This window comes from Bradyrhizobium sp. WSM1417, from assembly GCF_000515415.1.
Taxonomy (GTDB): Bacteria; Pseudomonadota; Alphaproteobacteria; order Rhizobiales; family Xanthobacteraceae; genus Bradyrhizobium.
On the sequence record NZ_KI911783.1, the window covers coordinates 1,764,526 to 1,790,108 of the forward strand.

The 25,583-nt window shown below is 64.6% G+C and carries 25 protein-coding genes; 17 read left to right on the forward strand and 8 right to left on the reverse strand.

The window, feature by feature from the left end; translation table 11 throughout:
• The first annotated feature begins 134 nt into the window (after positions 1 to 134).
• The 12 genes from cysG to BRA1417_RS0108535 all read left to right on the forward strand — a co-directional run bounded on the left by cysG (position 135) and on the right by BRA1417_RS0108535 (position 11,353).
• Positions 135 to 1,559 carry a siroheme synthase CysG gene (gene cysG / locus BRA1417_RS0108480; RefSeq protein WP_027515470.1) on the forward strand — a complete coding sequence of 475 codons (1,425 nt, stop codon included), beginning with the start codon at positions 135 to 137 and terminating at the stop codon, positions 1,557 to 1,559.
• Entirely contained in the window at positions 1,556 to 1,873 is a 318-nt protein-coding gene (locus BRA1417_RS0108485; protein ID WP_027515471.1) for a DUF2849 domain-containing protein, read from the forward strand. Before cysG ends, BRA1417_RS0108485 begins: the two co-directional genes overlap by 4 nt.
• Before the next feature lie 11 nt (positions 1,874 to 1,884).
• Positions 1,885 to 3,540, forward strand: coding sequence for a nitrite/sulfite reductase (locus tag BRA1417_RS0108490; protein ID WP_027515472.1), 1,656 nt, complete (start codon positions 1,885 to 1,887; stop codon positions 3,538 to 3,540).
• Positions 3,527 to 4,042, forward strand: a complete 516-nt coding sequence (locus BRA1417_RS0108495) for a DUF934 domain-containing protein (protein WP_027515473.1) — start codon at positions 3,527 to 3,529, stop codon at positions 4,040 to 4,042. Before BRA1417_RS0108490 ends, BRA1417_RS0108495 begins: the two co-directional genes overlap by 14 nt.
• The gene (locus BRA1417_RS0108500; protein ID WP_027515474.1) at positions 4,039 to 4,770 is read left to right on the forward strand and encodes a phosphoadenylyl-sulfate reductase; all 732 of its coding nucleotides are present in this window, start codon (positions 4,039 to 4,041) and stop codon (positions 4,768 to 4,770) included. Before BRA1417_RS0108495 ends, BRA1417_RS0108500 begins: the two co-directional genes overlap by 4 nt.
• Before the next feature lie 120 nt (positions 4,771 to 4,890).
• Positions 4,891 to 5,892, forward strand: a complete 1,002-nt coding sequence (locus tag BRA1417_RS0108505; protein WP_027515475.1) for a sulfate ABC transporter substrate-binding protein — start codon at positions 4,891 to 4,893, stop codon at positions 5,890 to 5,892.
• Between the two features lie 87 nt (positions 5,893 to 5,979).
• Positions 5,980 to 6,765 (forward strand): sulfate ABC transporter permease subunit CysT, encoded by a 786-nt coding sequence (cysT, locus tag BRA1417_RS0108510; RefSeq protein WP_035968392.1) that lies wholly within the window; start codon positions 5,980 to 5,982, stop codon positions 6,763 to 6,765.
• A gap of 10 nt (positions 6,766 to 6,775) precedes the next feature.
• Entirely contained in the window at positions 6,776 to 7,687 is a 912-nt protein-coding gene (gene cysW / locus BRA1417_RS0108515) for a sulfate ABC transporter permease subunit CysW (RefSeq protein WP_027515477.1), read from the forward strand.
• A complete protein-coding gene (locus BRA1417_RS0108520) occupies positions 7,677 to 8,714 on the forward strand; it encodes a sulfate/molybdate ABC transporter ATP-binding protein (protein ID WP_027515478.1) in 1,038 nt (345 codons plus the stop codon). The genes cysW and BRA1417_RS0108520 overlap by 11 nt, the downstream gene beginning before the upstream one ends.
• Positions 8,715 to 8,805: 91 nt before the next feature.
• A complete protein-coding gene (locus tag BRA1417_RS0108525; protein ID WP_027515479.1) occupies positions 8,806 to 9,309 on the forward strand; it encodes a CAP domain-containing protein in 504 nt (167 codons plus the stop codon).
• A gap of 78 nt (positions 9,310 to 9,387) precedes the next feature.
• Positions 9,388 to 10,563 (forward strand): patatin-like phospholipase family protein, encoded by a 1,176-nt coding sequence (locus BRA1417_RS0108530; protein ID WP_027515480.1) that lies wholly within the window; start codon positions 9,388 to 9,390, stop codon positions 10,561 to 10,563.
• A 1-nt stretch (position 10,564) separates the two neighbouring features.
• A complete protein-coding gene (locus tag BRA1417_RS0108535) occupies positions 10,565 to 11,353 on the forward strand; it encodes a 3-hydroxybutyrate dehydrogenase (protein WP_027515481.1) in 789 nt (262 codons plus the stop codon).
• A 140-nt stretch (positions 11,354 to 11,493) separates the two neighbouring features.
• Here the strand turns inward: BRA1417_RS0108535 and BRA1417_RS0108540 are convergent, their stop codons facing one another.
• The 3 genes from BRA1417_RS0108540 to BRA1417_RS0108550 form a co-directional block, all read right to left on the reverse strand.
• On the reverse strand, positions 11,494 to 12,318 hold the full coding sequence (locus BRA1417_RS0108540) for a sulfite exporter TauE/SafE family protein (RefSeq protein ID WP_027515482.1): 825 nt from the start codon (positions 12,316 to 12,318) through the stop codon (positions 11,494 to 11,496).
• 194 nt (positions 12,319 to 12,512) lie between these two features.
• Positions 12,513 to 13,880, reverse strand: coding sequence for a flippase (locus BRA1417_RS0108545; RefSeq protein WP_027515483.1), 1,368 nt, complete (start codon positions 13,878 to 13,880; stop codon positions 12,513 to 12,515).
• Positions 13,881 to 14,161: 281 nt separating this feature from the next.
• Positions 14,162 to 15,001 carry a protein-disulfide reductase DsbD domain-containing protein gene (locus BRA1417_RS0108550; protein WP_027515484.1) on the reverse strand — a complete coding sequence of 280 codons (840 nt, stop codon included), beginning with the start codon at positions 14,999 to 15,001 and terminating at the stop codon, positions 14,162 to 14,164.
• 142 nt (positions 15,002 to 15,143) lie between these two features.
• Here BRA1417_RS0108550 and BRA1417_RS0108555 point away from each other — a divergent pair, with 142 nt between their 5' ends.
• On the forward strand, positions 15,144 to 15,788 hold the full coding sequence (locus tag BRA1417_RS0108555) for a YqgE/AlgH family protein (RefSeq protein ID WP_007605477.1): 645 nt from the start codon (positions 15,144 to 15,146) through the stop codon (positions 15,786 to 15,788).
• Positions 15,789 to 15,942: 154 nt separating this feature from the next.
• On the opposite strand, the gene BRA1417_RS0108560 is transcribed toward BRA1417_RS0108555, so the two are convergent.
• A complete protein-coding gene (locus tag BRA1417_RS0108560; protein ID WP_027515485.1) occupies positions 15,943 to 16,830 on the reverse strand; it encodes a TauD/TfdA family dioxygenase in 888 nt (295 codons plus the stop codon).
• A 98-nt stretch (positions 16,831 to 16,928) separates the two neighbouring features.
• Entirely contained in the window at positions 16,929 to 17,708 is a 780-nt protein-coding gene (locus BRA1417_RS0108565) for an SDR family NAD(P)-dependent oxidoreductase (RefSeq protein ID WP_027515486.1), read from the reverse strand.
• Between the two features lie 98 nt (positions 17,709 to 17,806).
• Here BRA1417_RS0108565 and BRA1417_RS0108570 point away from each other — a divergent pair, with 98 nt between their 5' ends.
• Together BRA1417_RS0108570 and BRA1417_RS0108575 are read left to right on the forward strand one after the other, a co-directional pair.
• On the forward strand, positions 17,807 to 18,544 hold the full coding sequence (locus BRA1417_RS0108570; RefSeq protein WP_027515487.1) for an SDR family NAD(P)-dependent oxidoreductase: 738 nt from the start codon (positions 17,807 to 17,809) through the stop codon (positions 18,542 to 18,544).
• A gap of 72 nt (positions 18,545 to 18,616) precedes the next feature.
• Positions 18,617 to 18,991, forward strand: coding sequence for a CsbD family protein (locus BRA1417_RS0108575; protein WP_027515488.1), 375 nt, complete (start codon positions 18,617 to 18,619; stop codon positions 18,989 to 18,991).
• 161 nt (positions 18,992 to 19,152) lie between these two features.
• Here the strand turns inward: BRA1417_RS0108575 and BRA1417_RS0108580 are convergent, their stop codons facing one another.
• Both BRA1417_RS0108580 and BRA1417_RS0108585 read right to left on the reverse strand, forming a co-directional pair.
• Positions 19,153 to 20,847: an SGNH family hydrolase gene (locus BRA1417_RS0108580; protein ID WP_027515489.1), complete on the reverse strand. Its 1,695-nt coding sequence runs from the start codon at positions 20,845 to 20,847 to the stop codon at positions 19,153 to 19,155.
• Between the two features lie 178 nt (positions 20,848 to 21,025).
• The gene (locus BRA1417_RS0108585) at positions 21,026 to 22,423 is read right to left on the reverse strand and encodes a lytic murein transglycosylase (protein WP_198034794.1); all 1,398 of its coding nucleotides are present in this window, start codon (positions 22,421 to 22,423) and stop codon (positions 21,026 to 21,028) included.
• Positions 22,424 to 22,626: 203 nt separating this feature from the next.
• Between BRA1417_RS0108585 and BRA1417_RS0108590 the strand changes: the two genes are divergently transcribed.
• Positions 22,627 to 23,502: a UTP--glucose-1-phosphate uridylyltransferase gene (locus BRA1417_RS0108590; protein ID WP_027515491.1), complete on the forward strand. Its 876-nt coding sequence runs from the start codon at positions 22,627 to 22,629 to the stop codon at positions 23,500 to 23,502.
• 30 nt (positions 23,503 to 23,532) lie between these two features.
• On the opposite strand, the gene BRA1417_RS0108595 is transcribed toward BRA1417_RS0108590, so the two are convergent.
• Entirely contained in the window at positions 23,533 to 25,029 is a 1,497-nt protein-coding gene (locus BRA1417_RS0108595; RefSeq protein WP_027515492.1) for a sensor domain-containing diguanylate cyclase, read from the reverse strand.
• 144 nt (positions 25,030 to 25,173) lie between these two features.
• On the opposite strand from BRA1417_RS0108595, the gene BRA1417_RS0108600 reads away from it, so the two are divergent.
• Complete coding sequence (locus tag BRA1417_RS0108600; RefSeq protein ID WP_027515493.1) at positions 25,174 to 25,437, forward strand: hypothetical protein; 264 nt, start codon at positions 25,174 to 25,176, stop codon at positions 25,435 to 25,437.
• Positions 25,438 to 25,583: the final 146 nt, after the last annotated feature.

A 25,583-nucleotide genomic window follows, 5' to 3' on the forward strand; every position in this document is an offset into this window, starting at 1 on the left:
TTTGCGTTTGAAGGCGAAAATTCTATAGTTGCGGTGCAGAAGAGAAGAAAAAATTTTCTCTTTGCGCGCTAGAAACGACACATATATAGAAAATAATTCCAGTCAACCCTGGATGTGGGGTAAGCGAGTATCGTATGCGGTTCTTGCCCGTGTTCCTCGATCTCAAGGCCGGTCCGGTGGTCCTCATCGGCGCGGGTGAGCTTTTGCGCGCCAAGCTGCGCGTGCTGGCCGCTGCCGGTGCGCGCATTCGCGTGCATGCGATCGACGGCAATCAGGACCTGGGTCTGAGCTCCGAGGACGCCGCGCGTATCGACATTGCGGCGGCCGATCCGCTCACCGCCGATCTTTCGGGAATCATCGCCGTCGTTTGCGCCGGCGCAGGCGATGTCGGCGTGGCGATGTCGGCCCGCGCCAAGGCGCTCGGCCTGCCCGTCAACGTCATGGACGATCTCGATCATTCCAGCTTCATCTTTCCGGCGATCGTCGATCGTGGCGATGTCGTGGTCGCCGTCGGCACCGGCGGCACGTCGCCGGTGGTGGCACGGCGCGTGCGCGAGAAGATCGAGGCGCTGCTGCCGGCGCGCATCGGCGAACTCGCCGAGTTCATCGGCGGCTTCCGCAAATCCATCAACGAACGTATTGCCGAGTTTCCGCTGCGCCGCCGCTTCTGGGAGCGCGTCATCGACGGCCCGATCGGTGCCGCCGTTCTGGCCGGCCGCAAAGGCGAGGCGGACGCTGCGCTCAAGGCGATCTCCGATCCATCCGCGTTCGCGCGCTCCGACAAGCCGGAAGGCTCGGTCGCGCTGGTCGGCGCCGGTCCGGGTGATCCGGACCTGCTCACCATTAAGGCGCTGCGCGCGCTCCAGGATGCCGATATCGTCTTCCACGACGAACTGGTCTCGCCTGAAATTCTCGACCGCATCCGCCGTGACACCACGCGCGTGCCGGTCGGTCGCCGCGTGGGCAAGCCCGGCATCGGGCAGGACGCCATCAACAAGCGCATGATCGAGGCCGCCCGATCCGGCCAGCGCGTGGTGCGGCTGAAGGGCGGCGATCCTTTCGTGTTCGGCCGGGGCGGCGAAGAAGTCGAAGCGCTGCGTGCTGCCGGCGTTGCCTATTCGATCATTCCCGGCATTACCGCAGGCCTCGGCGGCGCCGCCGATTTCGAGGTGCCGCTCACCTTTCGTCACGAAGCAACCCGCATCACCTTCCTCACCGCGCACAAGGCGCGCGACGCGGAAGTCGTGGACTGGTCGACGCTGACCGACGCCAGGATGACCGTCGTGGTCTATATGGGCATGACGGCTGCGCCCGCTATACGCGCCGGCCTGTTGGCCGCGGGCCGTTCGCCGGAGACGCCGGTCGGCGTGTTCGCCCGCGTCACGCGCCCCGATGCGCAAGGCGCGATCGGCACGCTGCGCGACCTGCCCGAACTGGTGCGACGGACCAATGGCGGGCCTGCCATTCTCATCATCGGCGATGTGGTCCGGCATGCCGGCTCGCTTCGCCGCCAAACCCCAAAGCAAATCATCTCTGACCTATTGGATGCAGCCGAATGACCTCCCCGCTCGAACAGAAAAAGATCAAGATCGCCGGCCCCTCGGTCGTGACCGCCAATCGGACCTGGGACGGCATCGTGGTGTACCGCACCGCCGCCAAGGGCTGGTCCGCGGACCTGTCGGAAGCCGCGATCGTGCGCAACTCCGACGAGGCGAAGGCGTTGCTGGCGGAGTCCGTGGCCGATGACGTCGGCGCGATCGGTCCCTATATCGCGCCGGTACAGGTCGGCGCCGACGGCAAGGTCGAACCCGGCAATCTGCGCGAACAAATCCGCCGCACCGGCGTGACCATCGGACAGCCGGTCCAGGTTTAAGGCATTCTCTCATGTACGCTTACGACGAAATCGACCGCACGCTCGTCAACGAGCGCGTCTCGGAATTCCGCGACCAGGTGAAGCGCCGCCTCTCCGGCGAGCTCACCGAGGACGAGTTCAAGATCCTGCGGCTGCAGAACGGCGTCTATCTGCAACTGCACGCCTACATGTTCCGCGTCGCGATCCCCTACGGGACGCTGGCGTCGAACCAGCTGCGGGCGCTCGCCCACGTGGCGCGCAAATACGACCGCGGCTACGGCCATTTCACCACGCGGCAGAACATCCAGTTCAACTGGATCAAGCTCGCCGAATTGCCGGATGCGCTGGCCGATCTCGCCGAGGTCGGCATCCATGCGATGCAGACCTCCGGCAACAACATGCGCAACGTCACCTCGGACCAGTGGGCCGGCGTCGCGCCCGGCGAGATCGAGGATCCCCGGATCTGGTCGGAGCTGATCCGCCAGCACACCACGCTGCATCCGGAATTCTCGTTCCTGCCGCGCAAGTTCAAGATCGCGATCACTGCGTCGGACCACGACCGCGCCGCGATCAAGATCCACGACATCGGGCTGAAGCTGATCAAGAACGAAAAGGGCGAGACCGGCTTCGAGGTGCTGGTCGGCGGCGGGCTTGGGCGCACGCCGTTCATCGGCAAGACCATCAAGCACTTCGTGCATGGTCGCGACATTCTCAGCTATATCGAGGCGATTCTGCGGGTGTACAACCAGTACGGCCGCCGCGACAACATCTACAAGGCGCGCATCAAGATCCTGGTGCACGAATTGGGCATCGAGAAGTTCTCGCGCGAGGTCGAGGAGGAGTGGCAGCACATCCGCAACTCTTCGCTCCAGATCGACGACGAGGTGGTCGAGGACATCCGCTCGCGCTTCACCTATCCCGCCTACGAGAAGCTGCCGCACATGCCGGACGAGCTGCGCCAGGCCGCGGCCGATCCCGATTTCGAGGCATGGCGCAAGAACTCGGTCGCGCCGCACAAGGTCCAGGGCTATTCCATCGTCACGATCTCGCTGAAGCCGATCGGCGCGCCTCCGGGCGATGCCACCGCCGAGCAGATGGATGCGCTGGCCGATCTCGCCGACAAATACTCCTTCGGTGAGATCCGCGTCGGCCACGAGCAGAACCTCGCTTTGCCGCATGTCGCCAAGCGCGACCTGCCGGCGCTGTGGAAGGCGCTCGACAAGCTCGGCTTGGCGACGCCGAACGTCAACCTGATCACCGACATCATCGCCTGCCCGGGTCTCGACTATTGCTCGCTGGCCAATGCGCGCTCGATCCCGATCGCGCAGGAGCTGACGCGGCGCTTCGCCAATCACGAGCTGGCCAATCTGATCGGCCGTCTCCACATCAACATCTCCGGCTGCATCAACGCCTGCGGCCATCACCATGTCGGTCACATCGGCATTCTCGGCGTCGAGAAGAACGGCGAGGAGGTCTACCAGATCACCATCGGCGGGCGCGCCGACGAGAGTGCCGCACTCGGCAATCTGATCGGCCCCGGCGTCAAATTCGACGAGGTCGCCGACGTCGTCGAGGACATCGTGGAAGCCTATCTGGCGCTGCGCGAGCGGCCCGAAGAGCTGTTCATGGACACGGTGAAGCGCCTTGGCGTCGAACCCTTCAAGGAGCGCGTCTATGCCACTCGTTAACGGCGGAAAGATCGCCGACGACAGCTTCGTCAAGCTCGCCGTCGACACGCCGCTGCCCGAGGGCGGCGACATCCTGGTGCCGGCGGAGCGCTTCGTCGGCGAGGCGGATACGTTGCTCAAGCGGACCGGCAAGGTCGGTGTGATCTGGCCGAACAATCGCGACATCGCCGAGCTGGTGCCCTATCTCGGCAAGATCGCCGTCGTCGCGCTGGTGTTCCCGACCTTCCGCGACGGACGCGCCTACAGCCAGGCGCGGCTGCTGCGCGAGCGCTACAATTACCGCGGCGAATTGCGTGCGACGGGCCAGATCCTGCGCGACCAGTTCGTGTTCATGCTGCGCGCCGGCTTCGATTCCTTCGACGTCAAGAAGCAGGCGGACGCGGAAGCTTTCATGCAGACCGCGAAGCGCTACTCGGTATTCTACCAGCCCACCGGTGACGGCCGCATCACGGCGCTGCACCGGCGCATGCAACTGCGTCACTCCGAAGGAGTCGGCACGTGAACGTAGTCGCGTCTCAAGTTTCGTCAGCCTCCGTCTCTGCGCTGCCCTCGGCGGCGGAGCTCGATCGCGCCTTGCGCGATGCCTCGCCCGCCGAAATCATCGCCGCTGCGCTGAGGACGGTCGGTCGCGACAAGCTTGCGTTGGTGTCGTCCTTCGGTACGGAATCGGCGACGCTGCTCAAGGTCATGGCCGACGTCGATCCGGCGATCCCGGTGATCTTTCTCGACACCGGCTGGCTGTTCGAGGAGACGCTGGCCTATCGCGACACGCTGATCGCGACGCTGGGCCTGAAGGACGTCCGCTCGATCAAACCCGCCGAGGAGACGCTGTCGCGCGACGATCCCGACCGCGACCTCTGGTTCTCCGATCCCGACGCCTGCTGCCGTATCCGCAAGGTCGAGCCGCTGGCGCGGGCGCTGAAACCGTTCGACGCATGGCTCAACGGCCGCAAGCGCTTCCAGGGTAACTCGCGCGCCGACATCCCGGTGGTCGAGGACGACGGCGCGCGGTTGAAGTTCAATCCCTTCGCCAACGTTTCGCGCGAGGAACTCGAGGCGATTTTCGCCCGCGCCAAATTGCCGCGTCATCCGCTGGTTGCGTCGGGATTTCTGTCGGTTGGGTGTATGCCTTGCACGAGCAGAACGACTGAGGGAGAGGATGAGCGTGCCGGCCGCTGGCGCGGCCGGGCCAAGACGGAATGCGGCATCCACACGATGAAGATTTCGTAGCAAAGTTACGCTGCCCGACTACGAACAAGAAAATCCGGTTCCGTTGACTTAAGTGCGTTTCGCCCCGAGTTATGCCTGCCATCGATGACGCCGATGTCATTGATGTGAATGGAGATGGACATGATGCGTCGTATCGTTCCGCTCGCAGCAGGACTGCTCGTGACAGGCTTGTTGGCAAGCTCGGCTCTCGCCGCCGACATCAATCTGCTGAACGTCTCGTACGATCCGACGCGTGAGCTCTATGTCGAGTTCAACAAGGCGTTCGCGGCAGCCTACCAGAAGGAAACCGGCAAGAGCGTCGAGATCAAGCAGTCGCATGGCGGCAGCGGTTCGCAGGCGCGCGCCGTGATCGACGGATTGCAGGCCGACGTGGTGACGCTTGCGCTCGCCTACGACATCGATGCCATCGCGGGCAAAGGCCTCACGGCGGCCGACTGGCAGAAGCGGTTGCCGCAAAATTCGTCGCCCTATACCTCCACCATCGTGTTCCTGGTCCGCAAGGGCAATCCGAAGGGCATCAAGGACTGGGACGATCTGCTCAAGCCGGGTGTCGCCGTGATCACGCCGAACCCGAAGACGTCAGGCGGCGCGCGCTGGAATTATCTGGCGGCCTGGGGCTTTGCGCAGAAGAAATACGGTTCGGTCGATAAGGCCAAGGACTTCATCGGCAAATTGTATCAGCAGGTGCCGGTGCTCGACACCGGCGCGCGCGGCGCGACCGTGACCTTCGTCGAGCGCGGCGTCGGCGACGTGCTGCTCGCCTGGGAGAACGAGGCGTACCTGGCGCTCAAGGAATTCGGTCCGGAGAAATTCGAGATCGTGGCGCCGCCGCTCTCGATCCTGGCAGAACCGCCGGTCACGATCATCGACAAGGTTGCCGATAAAAAAGGCACCCGCAACGCCGCCGACGCCTACCTGCAATATTGGTATACCAAGGAAGGTCAGGAAATCGCGGCGCGCAACTTCTATCGTCCGCGCGATCCCGAGATCGCAAAGAAACACGAAAACTCCTTCGCGAGGGTCGAGCTGTTCACGATCGACGAGCTTTTCGGCGGCTGGACCAAGGCGCAGAGGGAACATTTTGCCGACGGCGGCGTCTTCGATCAGATCTACAAGAACTGATCGGGCGCTGTCGGCGGGGCTTAAACAGGGGGCCTGGTGAGCGCAATCGCAGCACGACGACGGACATTGCCGGGCTTCGGTCTCACCATGGGGCTGACGTTGTCCTGGCTGTCGATCATCATCCTGATTCCGCTCGCCGGCCTGTTCCTGAAATCGCTTGAGCTGAGCCCCGAGCAGTTCTGGAACATCCTCTCCAGCCGCCGCACCCTGAATGCCTTGCGCGTGTCCTTTGGACTCGCCTTTGCGGCCGCCTGCGTCAATCTCGTGATGGGCAGCATCATCGTCTGGGCGCTGGTGCGTTACCGCTTCCCGGGAAGGCGGCTGTTCGACGCCGTCGTCGACGTGCCCTTTGCGCTGCCGACGGCGGTCGCCGGCGTCGCGCTGACCGCGTTGTTCGCCGAAAAGGGCTGGCTCGGCGCGCCACTTGCGGCGGCCGGCATCAAGGTGGCGTTCACGCCCGTCGGCATTTTCGTCGCCATGATCTTCATCGGCATACCCTTCGTGGTGCGCACGGTGCAGCCGGTGCTCCAGGATCTCGACCCCGAGATAGAGGAGGCCGCGGGCAGTCTTGGCGCGAGCCGCTGGCACACCATCATCCGCGTGATCCTGCCCTCGCTCGGGCCGGCGCTGCTCACCGGGCTCGCGCTCGCCTTCGCTCGCGCGGTGGGCGAATACGGTTCGGTGATCTTCATCGCCGGCAATCTGCCGAACGTCTCCGAGATCGCGCCGCTGCTGATCGTGATCCGCCTCTCCGAGTTCCGCTATGCTGATGCGACCGCCATCGCGGTGGTCATGCTCGTCGTGTCCTTCGTCATTATCTTCGCCGTCAACCGGCTCCAGCGCTGGGCGCAGAGCCGGATTCCGGTGCGGTGAGGACGGGGCCATGACGATGCAGATCGCGGATTCCGTCCCACTCTCGGCCCCCGACGCCAAGGCACGCGCGCATGCGGCGGCCGCGCGGAATAACCTGCGCACCGAACCGCGCGCGGTCCGCATCGTCATCATCGCGCTGGCGATGACCTTTCTCTCTGTCTTCGTCGTGCTGCCGCTGGTCGTGGTGTTCGCGCAGGCGTTCTCGAAGGGAGTCCTCGCTTATTTCGCCGCGCTGGCCGACCCGGAGGCGCTGTCCGCAATCAAGTTGACGCTGTTGGTTGCGGCAATTTCCGTCGGCCTCAATCTTGTCTTCGGCCTCGTCGCGGCCTGGGCGATTGCAAAGTTTGAATTTTCGGGCAAGACCTTCCTGATCACGCTGATCGATTTGCCGTTCTCGGTCAGCCCCGTCATCTCGGGCCTCGTGTTCGTGCTGCTGTTCGGCGCGCAGGGCTATTTCGGCGGCTGGCTGCGCGATCATGATATCCAGATCCTGTTCGCGGTGCCCGGCATCGCGCTTGCGACCACCTTCGTGACCTTCCCCTTCGTGGCGCGTGCGTTGATCCCGCTGATGCAGGAGCAGGGCACGCAGGAGGAGGAGGCCGCGATCTCGCTCGGCGCCTCCGGCCTGCAGACCTTCTTCCGCGTCACGCTGCCCAACATCAAATGGGGCGTGCTCTACGGCGTCCTGCTCTGCAACGCGCGCGCGATGGGCGAGTTCGGCGCGGTCTCCGTGGTCTCCGGCCATATCCGTGGCGACACCAACACGATGCCGCTGCTGGTCGAGATTCTCTACAACGAATACCAGTTCGTCGCGGCGTTCGCGATCGCCTCGCTGCTCGCGATGCTGGCGCTGATCACGCTGGTCGCGAAAACCGTTCTCGAAAATCACCTCGACGAAGGACATGACGCAAGTGAGCATTGAAGTCAGGAATCTCGTCAAGAAGTTCGGCAGCTTCGCAGCCCTCGACGGCGTCGACCTCAAGGTCAATGACGGCGAGCTGCTGGCGCTGCTCGGTCCATCCGGCTCGGGCAAGACAACGCTGCTGCGGATCATCGCTGGCCTCGACTGGCCCGATTCCGGTGAGGTGTCTTTCAACGGCGAGGACGCGCTGGCGCAGGGCGCGCGCGAGCGGCACGTCGGATTCGTATTCCAGCACTACGCGCTGTTCCGCCATATGACGGTGTTCGAGAACGTCGCCTTTGGACTCCGCGTGCAGCCGCGTGCGATCCGCAAGGACGAAGCGACCATCCGTGCGCGCGTCAAGGAGCTGCTCGATCTCGTGCAGCTCGACTGGCTCGCCGACCGCTATCCGAGTCAGCTCTCCGGCGGCCAGCGCCAGCGCATCGCGCTGGCGCGTGCGCTCGCGATCGAGCCGCGCATCCTGCTGCTCGACGAGCCCTTCGGCGCGCTCGACGCCAAGGTGCGCAAGGAACTGCGCAAATGGCTGCGCTCGCTGCACCATGAAATCAACGTCACCTCGATCTTCGTCACCCATGACCAGGAGGAGGCGCTCGAAGTCGCCAACCGCGTCGTGGTGATGGACAAGGGCAAGATCGAGCAGATCGGCTCGCCCGATGATGTCTATGAGAGCCCGGCGACCGCCTTCGTGCACAGCTTCATCGGCGAATCCATCGAGCTTCCGGTCCTGATCGCGGACGGTCTTGTCACGCTCGGAGACCGGCCGCTTCGGCTCGCGGCAGACGGGCTTGCGCCTGGCGCGTCAAGACTGTTCGTGCGGCGACACGACATGCTGGTCGGCCCGCCCGGCAGCGGGGCCCTCGAGGGGGCCGTGCGGCATGTCCGGAATTTCGGTCCCGTGCAGCGGGCCGAGGTGGCACTGTCAGGCGGGGAGACCATTGAGATCGATGCTCCCCGCGACAGGGAATTGCGCGCCGGCGACACGATCGGCCTGGAGCCCCGCCGCTACCGGATATTTGCGGGCACCTGAGCGGGATCAAAGGGTCAATTTTTCTTCAATATTCACCTTTCAGCCACGGTTGGTATGCAACAACGGCCCCTGATTTTGGGGGCTCCTGTTCATGCGCGTCGCGGCCGCGATATCAATCCTTTTGCTGCTCGCCGGCTGCGCCGGCAACGAAGCACCGGTCCAGCAGCCGTCCATGTATGCCGATATGGCTGTCCCGGGCGCAAAGCTCGATGCGCAGGCGGCAGCGATCATGATCTCGCAATACCGCCAGAACAACGGGCTCGGCATCGTCGTGATCGATCCCGCCCTGATGAGTCTCGCCGAATCCCAGTCCCAGGCCATGGCTGCCGCCAACAAGATGGACCACGACGTCCGCGCGCCGCTGGCCAAGCGCCTCAGCGCCGGCGGCTATCCGGCGACCGTTGCGGTCGAGAACGTCTCGGCCGGCTATCATACGCTGGCGGAAGCGTTTTCCGGCTGGCGCGACTCGCCCCCGCACCGCGCCAACATGCTCAAGAGCGGTGTCACAAAATTGGGCATCGCGGCGGGCTATGCTCCCGGCACCAAATACAAGGTGTTCTGGACCATGATCCTGGCCTCGACGGACTCTCGATAAGCCAGACTTGATCCCGGGATGCATTGACGCCGCGGCAGACTGTCGCCACGGTCGCTCGCCATCTGCTATTGTTCCCGCATGACCGATCACAGCCCCGAAGTCGCAACAATCCCGGCAAACGCGCAACGTGTCCTGGTCCTCCAGGGCGGCGGCGCGCTCGGCTCCTATCAGGCCGGTGCCTATCAGTCGCTCTGCCATGCCGGCTTCGAGCCGGAGTGGGTCGCCGGCATCTCGATCGGCGCGGTCAGTGCCGCGATCATCGCCGGCAACGAAGGGCAGACCCGCGTTAAGCGGCTCAAGGAATTCTGGGAGATGGTCTCCGCGCCGGTGCCGTGGAAACCGATCGGCAAGAGCGACCACAGCCGCGAACTGTTCAACTCGACCAGCGCCGCATTGATCGCGACCTTCGGCGTGCCCGGTTTCTTCACGCCGCGCATTCCGCCCGCGCCGCTCTGGCCGCCCGGCAGCCCGCAGGCCGAGAGCTATTACGACACCGCACCGCTGAAGAAGACGCTGGAGCGCCTGGTCGATTTCGACCGCATCAACGATCTGAAGACGCGGCTGTCGGTTGGTGCGGTCGGCGTCACCTCCGGCAACTTCAAATATTTCGACAATTTCGAGTTCAGGAAGCTCGGCAAGAAAATCGGCCCCGAACACATCATGGCCTCCGGCGCGCTGCCGCCCGGCTTTCCGTCCGTCGTGATCGACGGCGAGCATTATTGGGACGGCGGCATCGCCTCAAATACGCCGCTTGACTACGTGCTCGACGCCGAGACCGACCGCGATCTCCTGATCTTCCAGATCGACCTGTTCAGCGCCCGCGGCGATCTGCCGACTTCGCTGCTCGAGGCGACCGAGCGGGAGAAGGACATCCGCTTCTCCAGCCGCACGCGGATGAACACCGACAAGAACAAGCAGGTGCACAACGCCCGCAGGGCCGTGCGCGACCTGATTTCCAAATTGCCCGATTATCTCAAGAACGACCCTTCCGTGGAATTCCTTGCCAAGGTATCGCGCGAAAGCACCGTGACTGTGGTGCACTTGATCTACCGCAGCAAGAATTACGAATCCTCGTCCAAGGATTACGATTTTTCGCATGTCGCGATGGTCGAGCATTGGGAAGCCGGCGTGCGTGACGTGCATCTGTCGATGCGCCACAAGGACTGGCTCGAGCGGCCGCAATCCGGCGAGACCATGGTGACCTACGATCTCACGGGGGACGTCACTGCGCCCCCTCCAAAAAGGAGCGAGTAATATGGGAAGTCTGTCAGGCAAGAACGCCGTCGTGACCGGGTCGACCAGCGGCATCGGGCTTGCCTATGCGCGCGCCTTCGCCGCCGCCGGCGCCAATGTCGTCATCAACGGGTTCGGCTCGCCGGAGGACATCGAGAAGGAGCGCGCCAAGATCGAGTCCGATTTCGGCGTGAAGGCGGTCTATTCGCCCGCCGACATGACCAAGCCGGCCGAGATCGCCGGGATGATCGCGCTCGGCGAGAAGAGTTTTGGTTCGGTCGACATCCTCGTCAACAATGCCGGGATCCAGTTCGTCTCGCCGATCGAGGAATTCCCGCCGGAGAAATGGGACCAGATCATCGCGATCAACCTGTCCTCGGCCTTCCATGCCATTCGCGCCGCCGTCCCTGGCATGAAGAAGAAGGGCTGGGGCCGCATCATCAATACCGCTTCCGCGCATTCGCTGGTCGCCTCGCCCTTCAAATCGGCCTATGTCTCGGCCAAGCACGGCATCGCCGGTCTCACCAAGACCGTGGCGCTGGAACTCGCGACCCACAAGATCACCTGCAACTGCATCAGCCCCGGCTATGTCTGGACGCCGCTGGTGGAGAAGCAGATCCCCGACACCATGAAGGCCCGCAACCTCACGCGCGACCAGGTCATCAACGACGTGCTGCTCGACGCGCAGCCGACCAAGGAGTTCGTCACCTCCGAGCAGGTCGCGGCCCTCGCGCTGTTCCTGTGCGGCGACGATGCCGCGCAGATCACCGGCACCAACCTGTCGATCGACGGCGGCTGGACCGCGGAGTAACAGCGCTCTTCGTCATGCCCCGGCTTGACCGGGGCATCCAGTACGCCGCGGCGTCTCGGTACAACCACAGCCGTCTCGGAGTACTGGATCGCCCGGTCAAACCGGGCGATGACAGCGAGAGTGGTGCGGCCGTTCTCCGTTCAGTGCGTCCAGGCCAGCGCCGTCTCGAACGCCGAGGACAGGTGCAGCTCCGCGAACATGATCTTGCCGGCGACCACGAACAGCACGCTGGCCAGTGTCAGGCGTAGCACCGTCTCGGGCACGCGCGTCGCGCTGAAGCTGCCGACGACGATGCCGGGCAGCGAGCCCAACAGCAGCACGCCCATCAGCGCCCAATCCACGTCGCCAAGCGCCCAGTGCCCCATTCCGGCGATCAGCGTCAGCGGGACGGCATGGGCGATGTCGGAGCCGACGATGGTCGCCACCGGCAGGCGCGGATAGAGCAGCAGCAGAACGGTGACGCCGACCGCGCCGGCGCCGACCGATGAAATCGAGACCAGCACACCAAGCACGATTCCGGTGACGACGGTCGCGATCGCCGTGGTGCGGTCATCGACCTGCTCCAGGCGCCGGCGATAGCGCTCCATGATCGATCTGCGGAAGATCAGCGAGGTCGCAGTCAGCAGCAGCGCAAAGCAGAGCACGAGGTTGACGAGATTGCGCTCGGAATCGCTCTTGAGGTCGAGCTTCCACAGCACGAGCAGCGTCAGCGCGCTCGCCGGAAGGCTGCCGCAGGCGAGCCGCAGCACCGCCGGCCAGTGCACGCTGCGCGACCAGCCATGCACCACGCTGCCGCCGGTCTTGGTGGCGGCGGCATAGAGCAGGTCGGTGCCGACCGCGGTCGATGGATGAATCCCGAACAGCAGGATCAGCAGCGGCGTCATCAGCGAACCGCCGCCGACGCCGGTCATCCCGACCAGCAGGCCGACGCCGAAACCGGAGGCGACGTAGAGTGGATCGATCATGTCCGGGGAATCTTAGGTTTATCTCGTCAGTTGGGCAATATGACGTAGAATAAACTTTCCCTGTGGCGCAACTGTTTGGGGGTAATAAGAAAAATCGTGCTGCGCCTCTGGCGATAGGTAGGCATTTCGCGTTGTTCCCGGGCGCGCTTCGAAGCAGCCGTTCCCCGAGGGCAGCACGCGAGGCAGGCGGAAGTTTATTTCCCGAACGCCAGCACGTGCAGGCCGAGCCGCTGTCGCACGATCCAGAACAGCAGCACCGTCTCGAAACTGAGTGAGATCGAGGTCGCGGCCGCAGCGCCATGGCCGCCGAAGCGCGGCACCAGCGCAATGCAGAGCACCAGGTTCATCGCAAAGGCCAGCGCGTAGGCCAGCGCGCAGATCTTCTGCTGGCCGAGCATGTTGAGCAGCCGTTCGACTGGACCGATTGCGGATCGGACCACGAGGCCGATCGCGGCGACGAACATGATGTCATAGCCGACCACGAAGTGCGGCCCGAACAGCCAGAGCAGCGGCTTGCCGAGCGCGAGCAGCACGATGGTCGCTGCCAGCGACGGCCAGAACGTCCAGTTGATGGCATGCGCCACGTAAGCCGACAGCCGCGCCTTGTCGCCAGCGGCGTTGTATTCGGCGAAGCGATGCGCGGTCGTTGCCGACATCGCGTAGTGGATGAAGGAGACCAGCGCCAGTGTCTTCACCACGGCGAAATAGACGCCGACCTCGTCGGAGGGGCGGAACTGCTGAAGCACCAGCACGTCGGTATAGGACAGCAGCAAATAGAAGCTTTCGACCAGCAGGATCGGCAGCGAGACGGCGAGCCAGCCGCCGACGTCGTAAGCCTTGGGGCCCGGCTCGATGTGACCAGCGAGCTTGCGGTTCAGCACCACCATCTGCCCGCTCATCGCGATCCACACCGCGCCGGCACTCGCGACCATCGCGGCGACCGCGCCGAGATGATAGCCGAGCAGGAAGGCGCAAGCCGTGATGCCGATGATCAGCGTCTGGCGGATGATGAATTGCGGCATCAGACCGAGCTGCATCCAGTCATGCGAGCGCGCGATGCCGTCCTGGGTGTTGGCGACGACAAAAGCGGGCAGCGTCATGCAGCCGATATAAAGCGGCAGCTCTTCGGCCGGATCGATCCAGGGTGACAGCAATTTGACGATACCGGCGAGGCCGAGCGACATCAGTGCGGAAACGGCAAAGGTCAGCCAGCGGCTGCCCGAGAGAAAGCCGCGCAGCAGCGCATGCTCGCCACGGCTGCGGTATTCTGGAATGATTTTTTGCGCGGAGGCCGAGATGCCAAAGTCCATCATGCTGCCGAGCAGCAGCACCCAAGTCCAGACATAGACATAGACGCCGTAGTCCGACGTCCCCATCCAGCGCGCGAGCAGGACCTGCGAGAAATAGGCAAGGCCGGCGCTGATCACGCGAATGACGAAGATGGTGCCAGCCAGCCGCCGCGTCAGCGATGCCTCGCTCGACCCGCCCGTCAATTTTTCGCGCAGCCGCGCGATCAGGCCGGCAGGTCCGGTCGTTGCGGGTTCTGCATCCATCACGGCCAATTCGAAGGGTCCCCGAGGCGCGCACGAGTGCTGCGGCAGACTTGCCGCAGGAGCCCTGGGGATTAGCAACCATTCGTTAAGATTCGGTTGGGTGGACGTCCCATCCTAGGTGTCGTCCCGGCGAAGGCCGGGACCCATAACCGCGGTGAGAAGTTGTTGCGCTCGCTGATGGCTCCGAGTCTTCGCCAAACCACTCCCTGTGGCTATGGGTCCCGGATCGGCGCTCCGCTTCGCTGCGCTTGTCCGGGACGACAGCTGAATGCGCGGCGCCAGCAGCGCAATCAATCCAAATTGGTATTGAACTCGTACGACTTCTCCGGTCCGACCAGCGTGAACTTCAGCGCTGCGCCGTCGGGCTTGGCGCCCGGCGGCAGTCCGTCGAGCTCGAAAGAAAATCGCTTCACGCCCGGTGGGCTGGGCTCGACCGGCGCCGGGATCGGCAACGCCCAATCGGGCGTCGGACCTTCCACATAGAGATTGACGGTGCGCGCATCCGGCACGACGACGTCCACCACCACATTCTTGGGCCCGTCGCGCTTGACGTCCCGGATGGTGAGCGGGTTGGGATCGCCGATCGTGGCAGGCTTGGGCACGGTGTCGAGCGCTGCACGCAAATTGGCGTCCTCGGTCGAGGCGACGCTGTTGAAGCCAAGCTCAGCGCGAGCCTCGACCGGGATGCAAAGCTTTTCGCACACCGCATAATTGATCTCGGCGCGCAGCGTCACCGGTTTGTCGGCCGCCTTGGCGATGATGCGCAGGGGCAGCACGATCTGGTCGTGATAGCCGATCGAATGGCCGCCCGCGCCGTCGTCGAATTTCTGCGGGGCCGGCCACATCACCGCCACCGCCTCTACGTTGTCGGATTTCGAGAAATCGAAGCGCGGCGGAACGCCGGAATCGCCCGGCATGCGCCAATAGGTTTTCCAGCCGGGCTGGATCTGGAAGGCGATACCGCCGAGCAGGACGGCGCCGCTGCGCGATCCCGCCAGCAACCGCACCGCGGAATGTCCATCCCGCTGCCATGGTGATGCATCGTCGGCATGGGCCGCAAGCGCCAGCGACGACGCGAGCAGGGTTGTCGCGACGCCAATCGCCGCACGCCGGGGAACTCTTGTCAGCATGGTACGTCTTTACAGGGTCGCCCCGCGGCAAACCATTGAATTGCTTGTGATGGATGCACTTGAATCAAGTCCCTGCAAGCCTTGATTTGACAGCGGCCCGGCCCGACATCAGGATAGGAATTGAAACCGGAGTGCTTCACCGATGGCTCCCACAGGCAAGAGGACGGGCGAAAGCACCCGCAAGTCAGCCCCCGCGCTCCCCAGTTCGGCGGGCTACCTCGACGGCCAGCTGTTGATCGCCATGCCCGTGATGGGCGACGAGCGCTTCGAGCGCTCGGTGATCTATCTCTGCGCCCACTCCGCCGAAGGTGCGATGGGCATCATCGTCAACCACCCGGCCGGCAGCATCGATTTCCCGGAGCTGTTGCAGCAGCTCGGCATCATCAACAAGGGCGAGCACATCAAGCTGCCGGAGAATGCCGAAAGCATGAAGGTGCTGCGCGGCGGTCCGGTCGATACCGGCCGCGGCTTCGTGCTGCATTCGAGCGACTTCTACATCGAGAACGCGACGCTCCGGATCGACGACGGGGTCTGCCTCACCGCGACCGTCGACATCCTGCGCGCCATCGCCAACGGCTCCGGCCCCAAGCACGCCATCCTCGCGCTCGGCTATGCCGGCTGGGCGCCGGGCCAACTCGAGACCGAAATCCAGAGCAATGGCTGGCTGCATTGCGACGCGGATTCGGATTTGATCTTTGGCGACGACGTCGACGAAAAATACGGACGGGCGCTGCGCAAGATCGGCATCGATCCCGGCATGCTCTCGAACGAGGCGGGGCACGCGTAGCTCGATTCTCGTTCTCGTGTATCACCCTCCGCTGTCATGCCCCGGCTTGACCGGGGCATCCAGTACGCCGGGGCGTATCGGCTCTATCACAACTGTCTCGGAATACTGGATCGCCCGGTCAAGCCGGGCGATGACAGTGGTTGCTGCGTAGCGCCTACTCCGCCGCCTGCTGCTGCACGGTCGGCTCCGTGCCCGCCACCGTCGCGCGGCGCATGTCACGGGGCTGCGACTGGTCGTAGCGGCGGACGCGGTGCATGGTCTGGCGGTTGTCCCACATCACGAGATCATGCAGCTTCCATTTGTGGACGTAGACGAACTCGCTCTGCGTCGCGTGCTCGTTGAGGTCGCGCAGCAGCAGCCTTCCTTCGGGGACGCTCATGCCGACGATCTTGCCCGCATGCGATGAGAGATAGAGCGACTTGCGGCGATGGACGGGGTGGGTGCGCACCAGACGTTGCAGCACCGGCTTGAACATCTCCTTCTCCTCGTCGGTGTATTCGGTGAAGCCGAGCGATCCCCGTGAATACATCAGCGAGTGCTCGCAGACGAGGTCGTCGATCTCCGCCTTGGTCTCGTCGTCGAGCGCGTCATAGGCCGCGCGCATGTCGGCGAATTCGGTATTGCCGCCCTTCGGGTTGAGCACGCGGGCCGACAGCAGCGAGAATTTTGCCGGGATGGGGCGGAACGAGCTGTCGGAATGCCACAGACAGTTGCCGAGGTTGAACAGATGCGCGCGGCTGTCCTTCGCCAGCGGCTTGCCGTCCTTGCCGAGATTTGAGACGTCGTTCAGGCCCGATTGGAGCCGGTAGTCCTTTTCCTTCGTGACGGTGCCGCCGCGCGCGTCCTCGCGCTGGCCGAAATTCAACGCGAAAGCCATCTGCTGTTCGTCGGTGATGTCCTGGTCGTGGAACACCAGCACCGCATATTTGTCCATGGCGGCTTCAACCTCGCGCGCCTCATCTGGTGTAAGAGGCTGTCGCAGATCGAGGCCGGAAACCTCGCCGACAAAATGTGTCTGAAGCTGCCGGATGGCGATCGTCATGGCGTTTTCTCCCGCGGACCGCGAGCGGTTGCTCCCGCTCTGTTGAAGAAAAAGCTACTCCGGCGGCTGGCGATGTCAACGCTTCGGCAGCATACCTCTCACGCGTTGCGCGCCATCAGGCCGCCGTCGACGGGGATGACCGCGCCGGTGAGGAAGGACGCTGCCGGCAGGCACAGGCTCAGCGTCATGTGCGCGACCTCCTCGGGATCGCCATAGCGGCCCAGTGCAGTGCGGCGCTTGGCGTAGATGGTCTTGTGCTCTTCCGAGATCCGGTCGGTGATGGCGGTGCGGACCGGCCCCGGGCAGATGCAGTTGACGGTGATGCCTTCGCGGCCGAGCTCCACCGCAAGCGAGCGGGTGAGGCTGGCGACGCCGCCCTTCGCCGCCGAATAGGGGCTGTGCAATGCGGTGGCGCCGAGCGCCTCGGTCGAGGCGATGTTGACGATGCGCGGGCTCTTCGACTTGCGCAAGTGAGGCAGCGCGGCGCGGATGATGCGCGGATGCGCCGTCAGCATCACCGCGATGCCCCTGGCCCAGGCGCCCTCATAGGCTGCGTCGTCGATCGCGACGCGCACAGAGATGCCGGCATTGTTGACGATGATGTCGAGCCCGCCGAAATGCGCAGCGACGTCGCCGACCACGCGCTTGATCTCATCGCCATCGGCAACGTCGAGCTTCCAGGCTTTCGCGGCTCCGCCGCTTGCCGCGATCTCCTTCGCCACGGCCAGCCCACCCTGCTCGTCATAATCGGTAACGGCAACGTTGGCGCCCTCGGCGGCGAACACGCGTGCCGTCGCGCGTCCCATGCCGCTGGCCGCGCCGGTGACGAGAACGGTCAGGCCCTTCACGGACCGGCTGAGCTGTTTGAAATCGGACATGCTGTTTCCTCGTGCCCTGCTTGTTCTTGTTGTGATTGACAAGGCTGGCATCGATCCGCAGACAGGTCAAACAAGCAGGACAATCGGGGAGGCCGGCGATGACGAACGAGCTCGATTTCTCAGGCAGGCAGGTGCTGGTCGTCGGCGGATCCAGCGGCATCGGCAACGGCATTGCGCAAGCCTTTCGCGTCAGGGGCGCGCAAGTTGCGGTCTGCGGCACGCGTGCTGACGCAAAGGAATATTCAGCTGAGGAGGGTTCGGATCTCACCGGTCTCTCCTACGCGCAGCTCGACGTCGGCAATGCCGGAGCGATCGAAGCTTTCAAGCCGTCGTTCGAACGGCTCGATGTCCTGGTGCTGGCGCAGGGCGCGGTGCTCTATCGCCGCGGCGAGTTCGAGATGGCCGGCTTTCGCAAGGTCGTCGAGGTCAACCTGATGAGCCTGATGGCCTGCGCCACGCGCTTTCATTCCATGCTGCGGGACTCGCGAGGGTCGCTGATCATGGTGTCCTCGACCGCGGCCTATCATTCCACCATGGGCAATCCCGCCTACAACGCGTCGAAGACCGGCGCGGTCGGATTGACGCGCACGCTGGGCGAGGCCTGGGCCGAGGATGGCATCCGCGTCAACGGCATTGCGCCCGGTCTGGTCGACACCAAGATGACGAAGGTGACGACCGACAATCCCAAGCGGCTCGAAGGTGCAATTTCGCGCATTCCGCTGCGGCGATTGGGCACGCCGGCTGACATGGCGGGCGCGGCGCTATTTCTTGCATCGCCGCTGTCGTCCTACATCATCGGCCAGACATTGGTCGTCGACGGCGGGCTTATTCTTTGAGTCCAATTTCAAGTCAGATGGAACTGCGCCGCTCCTGATCGGTTACTTGGGCTGACCCCGAGGAGGAGCATCATGGATAAGGATCGGATTGTCGGATCGGCCAAGGAATTCGCCGGACGCGCGGAAGGCGCCATCGGAGATATGGCCAGCGATACGCAGACACAGGCGTCCGGCAAGGCACGCGAAGCCGCCGGCACTGTGCAGAATCTCTACGGCCAGGCCAAGGATGCCGTACGTGACGCTACGGACACCGCGGCCAGCTATGCCAAGGACGCCTACGACAAGCCGGCAGAAACCTTGCGCGACGGCTCGCAGGCGATTGCCCAGAAGGTGCAGGACAACCCGATGGGCGCGCTGCTGGTCGCCGGAGGTATCGGCTTCGCGCTCGCGTTGCTGATGGCACGGCCTTCGCGCCGCCCGCCGCCGCGCTGGCGCTATTACGGCTAAAGCCAACGCGCGATATTCATCAGGCCCCGGACGCAGCACGGCGTGTAACGCCGCATTGCTGAGCCGGGGCCCATTCTTTTTGAACGTGCTGTGTCCCGGCTCTGCGCAGCAGCGTTTCACGCTGCAGCGCGTCCGGGACACGAGACCTCAGCTTAGAAAGATTACCGGAACACTTCCGCCGATCGCCCGACATTGCCAGGCGGCCGCGGGATCGCAGGGTTGGGATTCGGATTGCGCGGCGCCGGCGCCAATTGACGCGGCGGGGGCGGCGGCGAGCCAAAGCCGAAGAAATCGCGCATTGATGGCGCGGCCTGTGCCGGCTGCTGCGGCGCCGGTGGCTTCTTCGGCGCAAGCTTTGGCGGGGCGATCGCTGCGGCCGCACCCGGCGTACCGCCGTCAGGCGTCGTCGCTGCCACCGGCGTATCGCCCTTGGCCTGCTCGCGGCCGACTTCGCGGCGCGGCCAGGCATAATCGTCGGCGCGGCCGGCGGGCGCAGCTAATGGCTCGCCCTTTACCATCGTCTTCGCAGCCAGCGCATCGACGGCGGCAGGACGCGAGCCCGGCCCACCCAGCAATTGATCGGTCGAGATCGAGGCCGCAACCAGCGGCACGATCGGACCGGCCAGCGGCCGCGGCGCGGGCTTGCCGGGTTCGGCACTGGTGTCGGGGGTCGCCGGTTCGCTCGGCAGCGCGATCGGGCCGGAGCGCCCGGCGAGTAGGCGGGTGATCTCGCGCTCGACATAGTGGGCGAGCTTGCGCGCGCCGGGTTTTGTGAAATAGACGCCGTCACCGCTGCGGAGTTGACGGATCTGGCCTTCGAAGTCCGGGCCCTTCTGCAGGAAGCGGCCGGCCTCGTCGACAAAGCCGTCCCAGACGTCGACGTAAGTGATACCGGCCTTGGCCGCGCCTTCGCGATAGAGCGAGTCCAGGAACAGCATGTCCGCGGTGCCCTTGGGGCCGCGGATCGCGGGCAGGCCGACCCAGAGCACCGGCACGCCCTTGGACTTGAGGACGTTGGCGAGCTCCTCGATCTTCTTGCCGTAGAGTTCGACCCAGCGCTCGTCGCGGAATTCGTAGAGGCCGTTCGGGTTGCGCGCGGTCTTCTCGGGCGCTGCGACTGCGGGTGCGTCAGCGTTGTCGGCATCATCCTGCGGCAGGTCGGCATCGGCCGGCTTGTCGTCCGGCTTCGCGGCGGTGTCGCCGGGCTTGGCATCGCCGGGCTTGGCCGGTGGTTTGCCGCGCGCGCCCTTGTCGTTCTTCTTGTCCGTCGCCTTGTCCGATTTATCGGGCGCCGCCGCCTCGCGGATCGCGATGCGGTCGTTGAGGCCGAGCATCACCACGATCACGTCGGGCTTCTCGGTCTCGAGAATGCCCCTCGCAGCAGCCGTCCAGTCCGAGGGCTCACCCTTGGGCTGATACTTGATCAGGCCGGACGTGGTCTTGTGCTTGCGGATCACGCCCATGTCGGGCTGCTCGGTGTAGGCGTCCTCCAGCCCGTAGGCGAGCCAGTCGGCCATGGCGTCGCCGATCACCAGCACGTTCCTGTCGGGAATGGTCTCGCGCTTGGCCGGCGCCGGCGCGCGCGAAAAGTCCTGACGCGGTGCTTGCGGCTGTTGCTGCTGGAACGGCGCGAAGAAGTCGCCGCCGAACCATCCGCCACCTCCACCTCCACCTCCACCTCCACCGTTCCGCGGCGGCGGCGGAGCCGAACGCTGCGGTGGGCCGCCGAAGCCGGGGAAGTTGAAGAACTGCGCCGAGGCGGGTCCCGCGACCGAGACCAGAATCGCAAGCGCCGTCCCCAGCGCGATCAGCGGGCCGGTCTCGGTCAGCACCTTGAACAGGGACTTCTTCGACATGCGATCTCGGCACGGGCAATAGGGGTCGGGACAGGCTCGATATAATAACGGAATCGGGCGCCAAACGGGCAGATTCTCTTTTCAGATTCTCTCAGATCCTGGCCCATACACGGCGAACCGCCGCCCCGGTCAAGGCTGCCGGCCAAAATCCCTGTTCAGGGTTACTTTCGGCGCGATTTTACCGCCCGCGCAGCCGGTTCAGCGCGTCGGAGGAGGCAAATCCGTCCGCGGGGACCCCGATCGATGCCTGGAAATTGCGCAGGGCTTCCCGGGTCTGGCCGCCGAACTGACCGTCGGGGGTGCCCTTGTAGAAGCCGCGCTGGGCCAGCAGCTGCTGGAGTTCCAGCCGCTCGGTCCGGGACAGCTCCCGTTCCTGCCGCGGCCAGGGCTGCACGAAGGGCTGGCCGCCGCGCAGGCGATCGGCGAAATGGCCGATCGCCAGCGCATAAGCCTCCGCCGGATTGTACTTCATGATCACCCGGAAGTTCTGCAGCATCAGGAAGCCCGGTCCCTGCGCGCCGGCCGGCGCCAGCAGATAGGCCTTCTCGGCCGGATGCGGGAAGGGCTGGTTGGCCGGGCGCTTGAGGCCGAGCTTTTCCCATTGCGCCACCGTCATCGCCTTGGCGCGATCCGCCAGCATGTAGTTGAAGCCCTGGGGCACCACGACCTCGTAGCCCCAGGTCTGGCCGGCCTGCCAGCCGTCCTTCTTCAGATTGTTGGCGGTCGACGCAATCAGGTCGGAGGGATTGTCGACGACGTCACGCCGGCCGTCACCATCGCCGTCCACGGCGAAGCGCTTGAACGCGGTCGGCATGAACTGGGTCGGGCCGAAGGCGCCGGCCCAGGAGCCGCGCAATTGTTCGAGCCTGAGATCGCCGCGGTTGAGGATCTCCAGCGCGGAGAGGAATTCGTCCTTGAAGTAAGCCTGGCGGCGGCCGATGCAGGCGAGCGTCGCGGTCGATTGCAGCACGCTGCGGTCGCCCATCTGCGTCGAGTAGTTGGACTCGATGCCCCAGATCGAGGCGATGATATAACGATCGACGCCGGTGGCTTTTTCGGTGGCGTCGAACTGCGCCTTGTATTTGGCCAGGACCTCGCGGCCCTTGGCGAGGCGGTTGTCGTTCACGAGGATGTCGAGATAATCCCAGATCGACTTGGTGAACTCCGGCTGAGAGTCCATTAGGTCCATGATGCGCAGATCGGGCGCGAGGCCAGCCGTGAAGCGCTGGAAGTTGTCCTGCGTGATGTTGCGCCGTGCGGCATCGGGCCACATGCCCGCCACGCAATTGTTGAAATTGCCCGCGGCCTCTCGGATCGCGGCGGCCGTCATCAGCGGATGACCGGAGGCGCCGTCCTCGCCGGTCCAAGGTTGAACTCCCGTTGGAGCGCCGCTGGGCCCGGGCGCTGCTGGCGAAGGCGCCTGGTTCGGGCCGGAGAAAATACCGCCGAACAGATTTGACAGACCGTTCTGAGCCTGCGCGCTGGCGGGAAGCGGGAACAGCAGGGCGGCCGCAACCATCGTCGCACCGGTCACGGACCCGCCCCGTTTCGCCAGCTCTGCCATTGATTGCATCATGTCCACACCTGTCCGGCCAAAATCCGCCCTCAGGAGGCCTGGTTACGGTTGCCAACAGCTTAACAAAGGTGAAATTTTGATGGTGGCCTTTTTCTTAACTCTGTGAGGATGAGGCCCCACATCCGCCTTTGTTGGCGGCTGCAAACAAGCTAGCAAGATGCCATTGCTCCCTTCACGTGTTCCTCAGGTATTCGATCAATCCCATGAAAATCCGCAAAGCCGTATTTCCCGTTGCCGGCCTCGGCACCCGAGTCCTGCCCGCCACCAAGGCGATGCCGAAGGAAATGCTGACGATCGTCGACAAGCCGCTGATCCAGTACGTCTATGACGAGGCCAGGGAAGCCGGCATCGAGCACTTCATCTTCGTCACCGGGCGCAACAAAAGCGTCATCGAAGATCATTTCGACCGGATGTTCGAGCTCGATGCGACGCTGGCCGCGCGCGGCAAGAAGACCGAGCAGGACGTTCTGGCGCAGAACCAGCCCGAAGCCGGCGCCGTCAGCTTCACCCGCCAGCAGGCGCCGCTCGGCCTCGGCCACGCGGTCTGGTGCGCGCGCGACATCGTCGGCAACGAACCGTTCGCAGTCGTGCTGCCCGACGAACTCGTGCTCAATTCGCCCGGCTGCCTGAAGCAGATGATCGACACCGCCAGCAAGCTCGGCGAAAAATCCAATGTCATCGCGGTCGAGGCGGTGCCCGACCATCTGACCCATCAATACGGCATCTGCGGCGTCGGCAAACGCACCGGCAAGATGTTCGAGGTCGACGGCATGGTCGAGAAGCCGGCCAAGGGCACCGCGCCCTCCAATCTCTCGATCACCGGCCGCTACATCCTGCAGCCGGAGATCTTCAAGATCCTGGAGACCCAGGAGCGCGGCGCCGGCGGCGAGATCCAGCTCACCGACGCCATGATCGGCCTCGCCAGATCGCAAAAGTTCTACGGCGTCGAGTTCGAGGGCGAGCGCCACGATTGCGGCTCCAAGCCCGGCTTCCTCCGCGCCAACATCGCCTACGGCCTGAAGCGGCCGGAGCTGCGTGACGGTTTGATCGCGGAGATGAAGAAGTATCTGGGGCAGTAGCGCTAACGACGTCCCGGCTTCGCCGGGCCCTCACGCCACCAGCGACAGCTTCGGCAGGCTCGCGACCACCGACTGGTTGCGGCCGCCGGCTTTTGCGGCGTAGAGCGCCTTGTCGGCGGCGGCAACCAGCAGCGGCCAGTCCATGCCGGTGGTGGGAACGAGGCTCGCGATGCCGCAGGACACCGTCGAGCTTGTGTGGTCGTCGGACCAGCCCTGCACCTTGGCGCGGATCTTCTCGGCCACATTGAGAGCGTCGGCGACCGAGGTGCCCGGCAGCAGCACGGCGAATTCCTCGCCGCCATAGCGCGCGGCGCAGTCGCCGGCGCGGCTCACCGAATCGGAAATGCAGATGGCGATGCCGACCAGCACCTGGTCGCCGGCCTGATGGCCGAACGTGTCGTTGTAGGCCTTGAAGTGATCGGCATCGATCATCAAGAGGGCGATCGGTGTCTTCTGCCGCATCGCGCGGCGCCATTCGACGTCGATCACCTGGTCGAACTTGCGGCGGTTCTTCAGGCCGGTGAGCGCGTCGGTCGTCGCCATCTCCTCGAGCTTGCGCTCGGCCTCGGCGCGCCGGCCGATCTCGCGCGCGAGCACCAGCGTTGAGGCCAGCATGAACAGGTTCAGCGCGAGGACCACGGCACCGATGCGATAGGCTTCCCTCTGCCAGAGTTCGAACACGGCGCTCAGTGGCTTGCCCGCCACCACGAATAGCGGGCTGGTCCCACTGCTGCGGACATAGAGCCGCGGCGTGCCGTCGATCGGCCCCTGACCGGCGAATGCGCCGCCGACCTTCAGATTTTCGGCCTTCCAGACCGGCCGGGCGGCCAGATTCGTGCCGATCACGTCGAGATCAAACGGCCGCCGCATCATGACCGTACGGTCGCGCCTGAGCACGGTGATGGTGTCGTCGGGATCGAGGCTCAGCCGCTCGAACAATTCGTGGAAATAGCTGAAGCGGATGGATCCGGCGACGACGCCGAGGAAGCCGCCGTCGGTATCGCTGATGCGCCGGCTCAGCACGATCGAATAGGCGCCGCGGAACAGCATGGGACGGCTGATGAAGAGGCCTGCGTCGGGATTGTCCCGATGGACCTTGAAGTAGTCTTCCTCGCTCCGGTTTACCGGCGAGGGATCGAGCGTGGAAGCGTCGATGGTCAGCCGGCCGTCGGCGTCGAACACCTGGATCGCGCCGAAATGCCTCGCCGTGGTCGAATGGTCGAACAGGATGAGGTGACGGATCGGCTTCGAGACCGTGGCGATCTCCGGCAGCAGCATGTTGCTGGCGACCGCCTTGAGGGCCAGGTCGTAGATCTCGATGTTGCGGCTGATGTCGGATTCGATGGTCGTCGCCAGGTTTTCCAGCGTCTGACGGGCGAGCGCCTCCTCGCCGTGGCGCATGTCCAGCATGACGTTGACGCAAATGGCGGAAAAGCCGATCACCGTCACCACGGACGAGATGATCAGCAGCTTCGCCGAAAGCCGCCATGGCCGGCGGGCCGTGACGTCGCGCCATCGAGACAACATCGTTTGCTCCCGACATTAGTGAATGCGCCCGAAAGCTTGAGCAGTGTTTAAGCCGGGACGGCGCTGCCGGAATGAGTTAAAAATTGGTTTCCGCGGCTCACGTTTTTGGGCAAAGCGGGGCTTCGACCAGCGAAGAGGACAGCGGTGAACGACTACGACGCGTTGCGCGATTATCTGATGCGGCAGAAGCAGGCGGAATTCGTGCTGACCTATGAACAGATCGAAGAGATCATCGGCGCGGCCCTGCCGCGCGCGGCCAATCGTGCCTCATGGTGGGACAGCCTGCGCAGCCCGGACATCCAGATGCCGCAACGCGAAGCCTGCCTCGCCGCGGGTTTCAAGGCGATGCGGATGCCGGACGGTGCGAGCGTGCGGTTCACGAAGCTGAAGAGTGACCGGCGGCGCTAGCGGTGTGCGCTCTCTTCCCTTCTCCCCTTGCGGGAGAAGGTGGCGCGAAGCGCCGGATGAGGGGTTGCATCCGCGATTGAGAGAGTAGCATTCGGGGGGGAGATACCCCTCACCCCCGCTCGCTTTGCGAGCGGACCCTCTCCCGC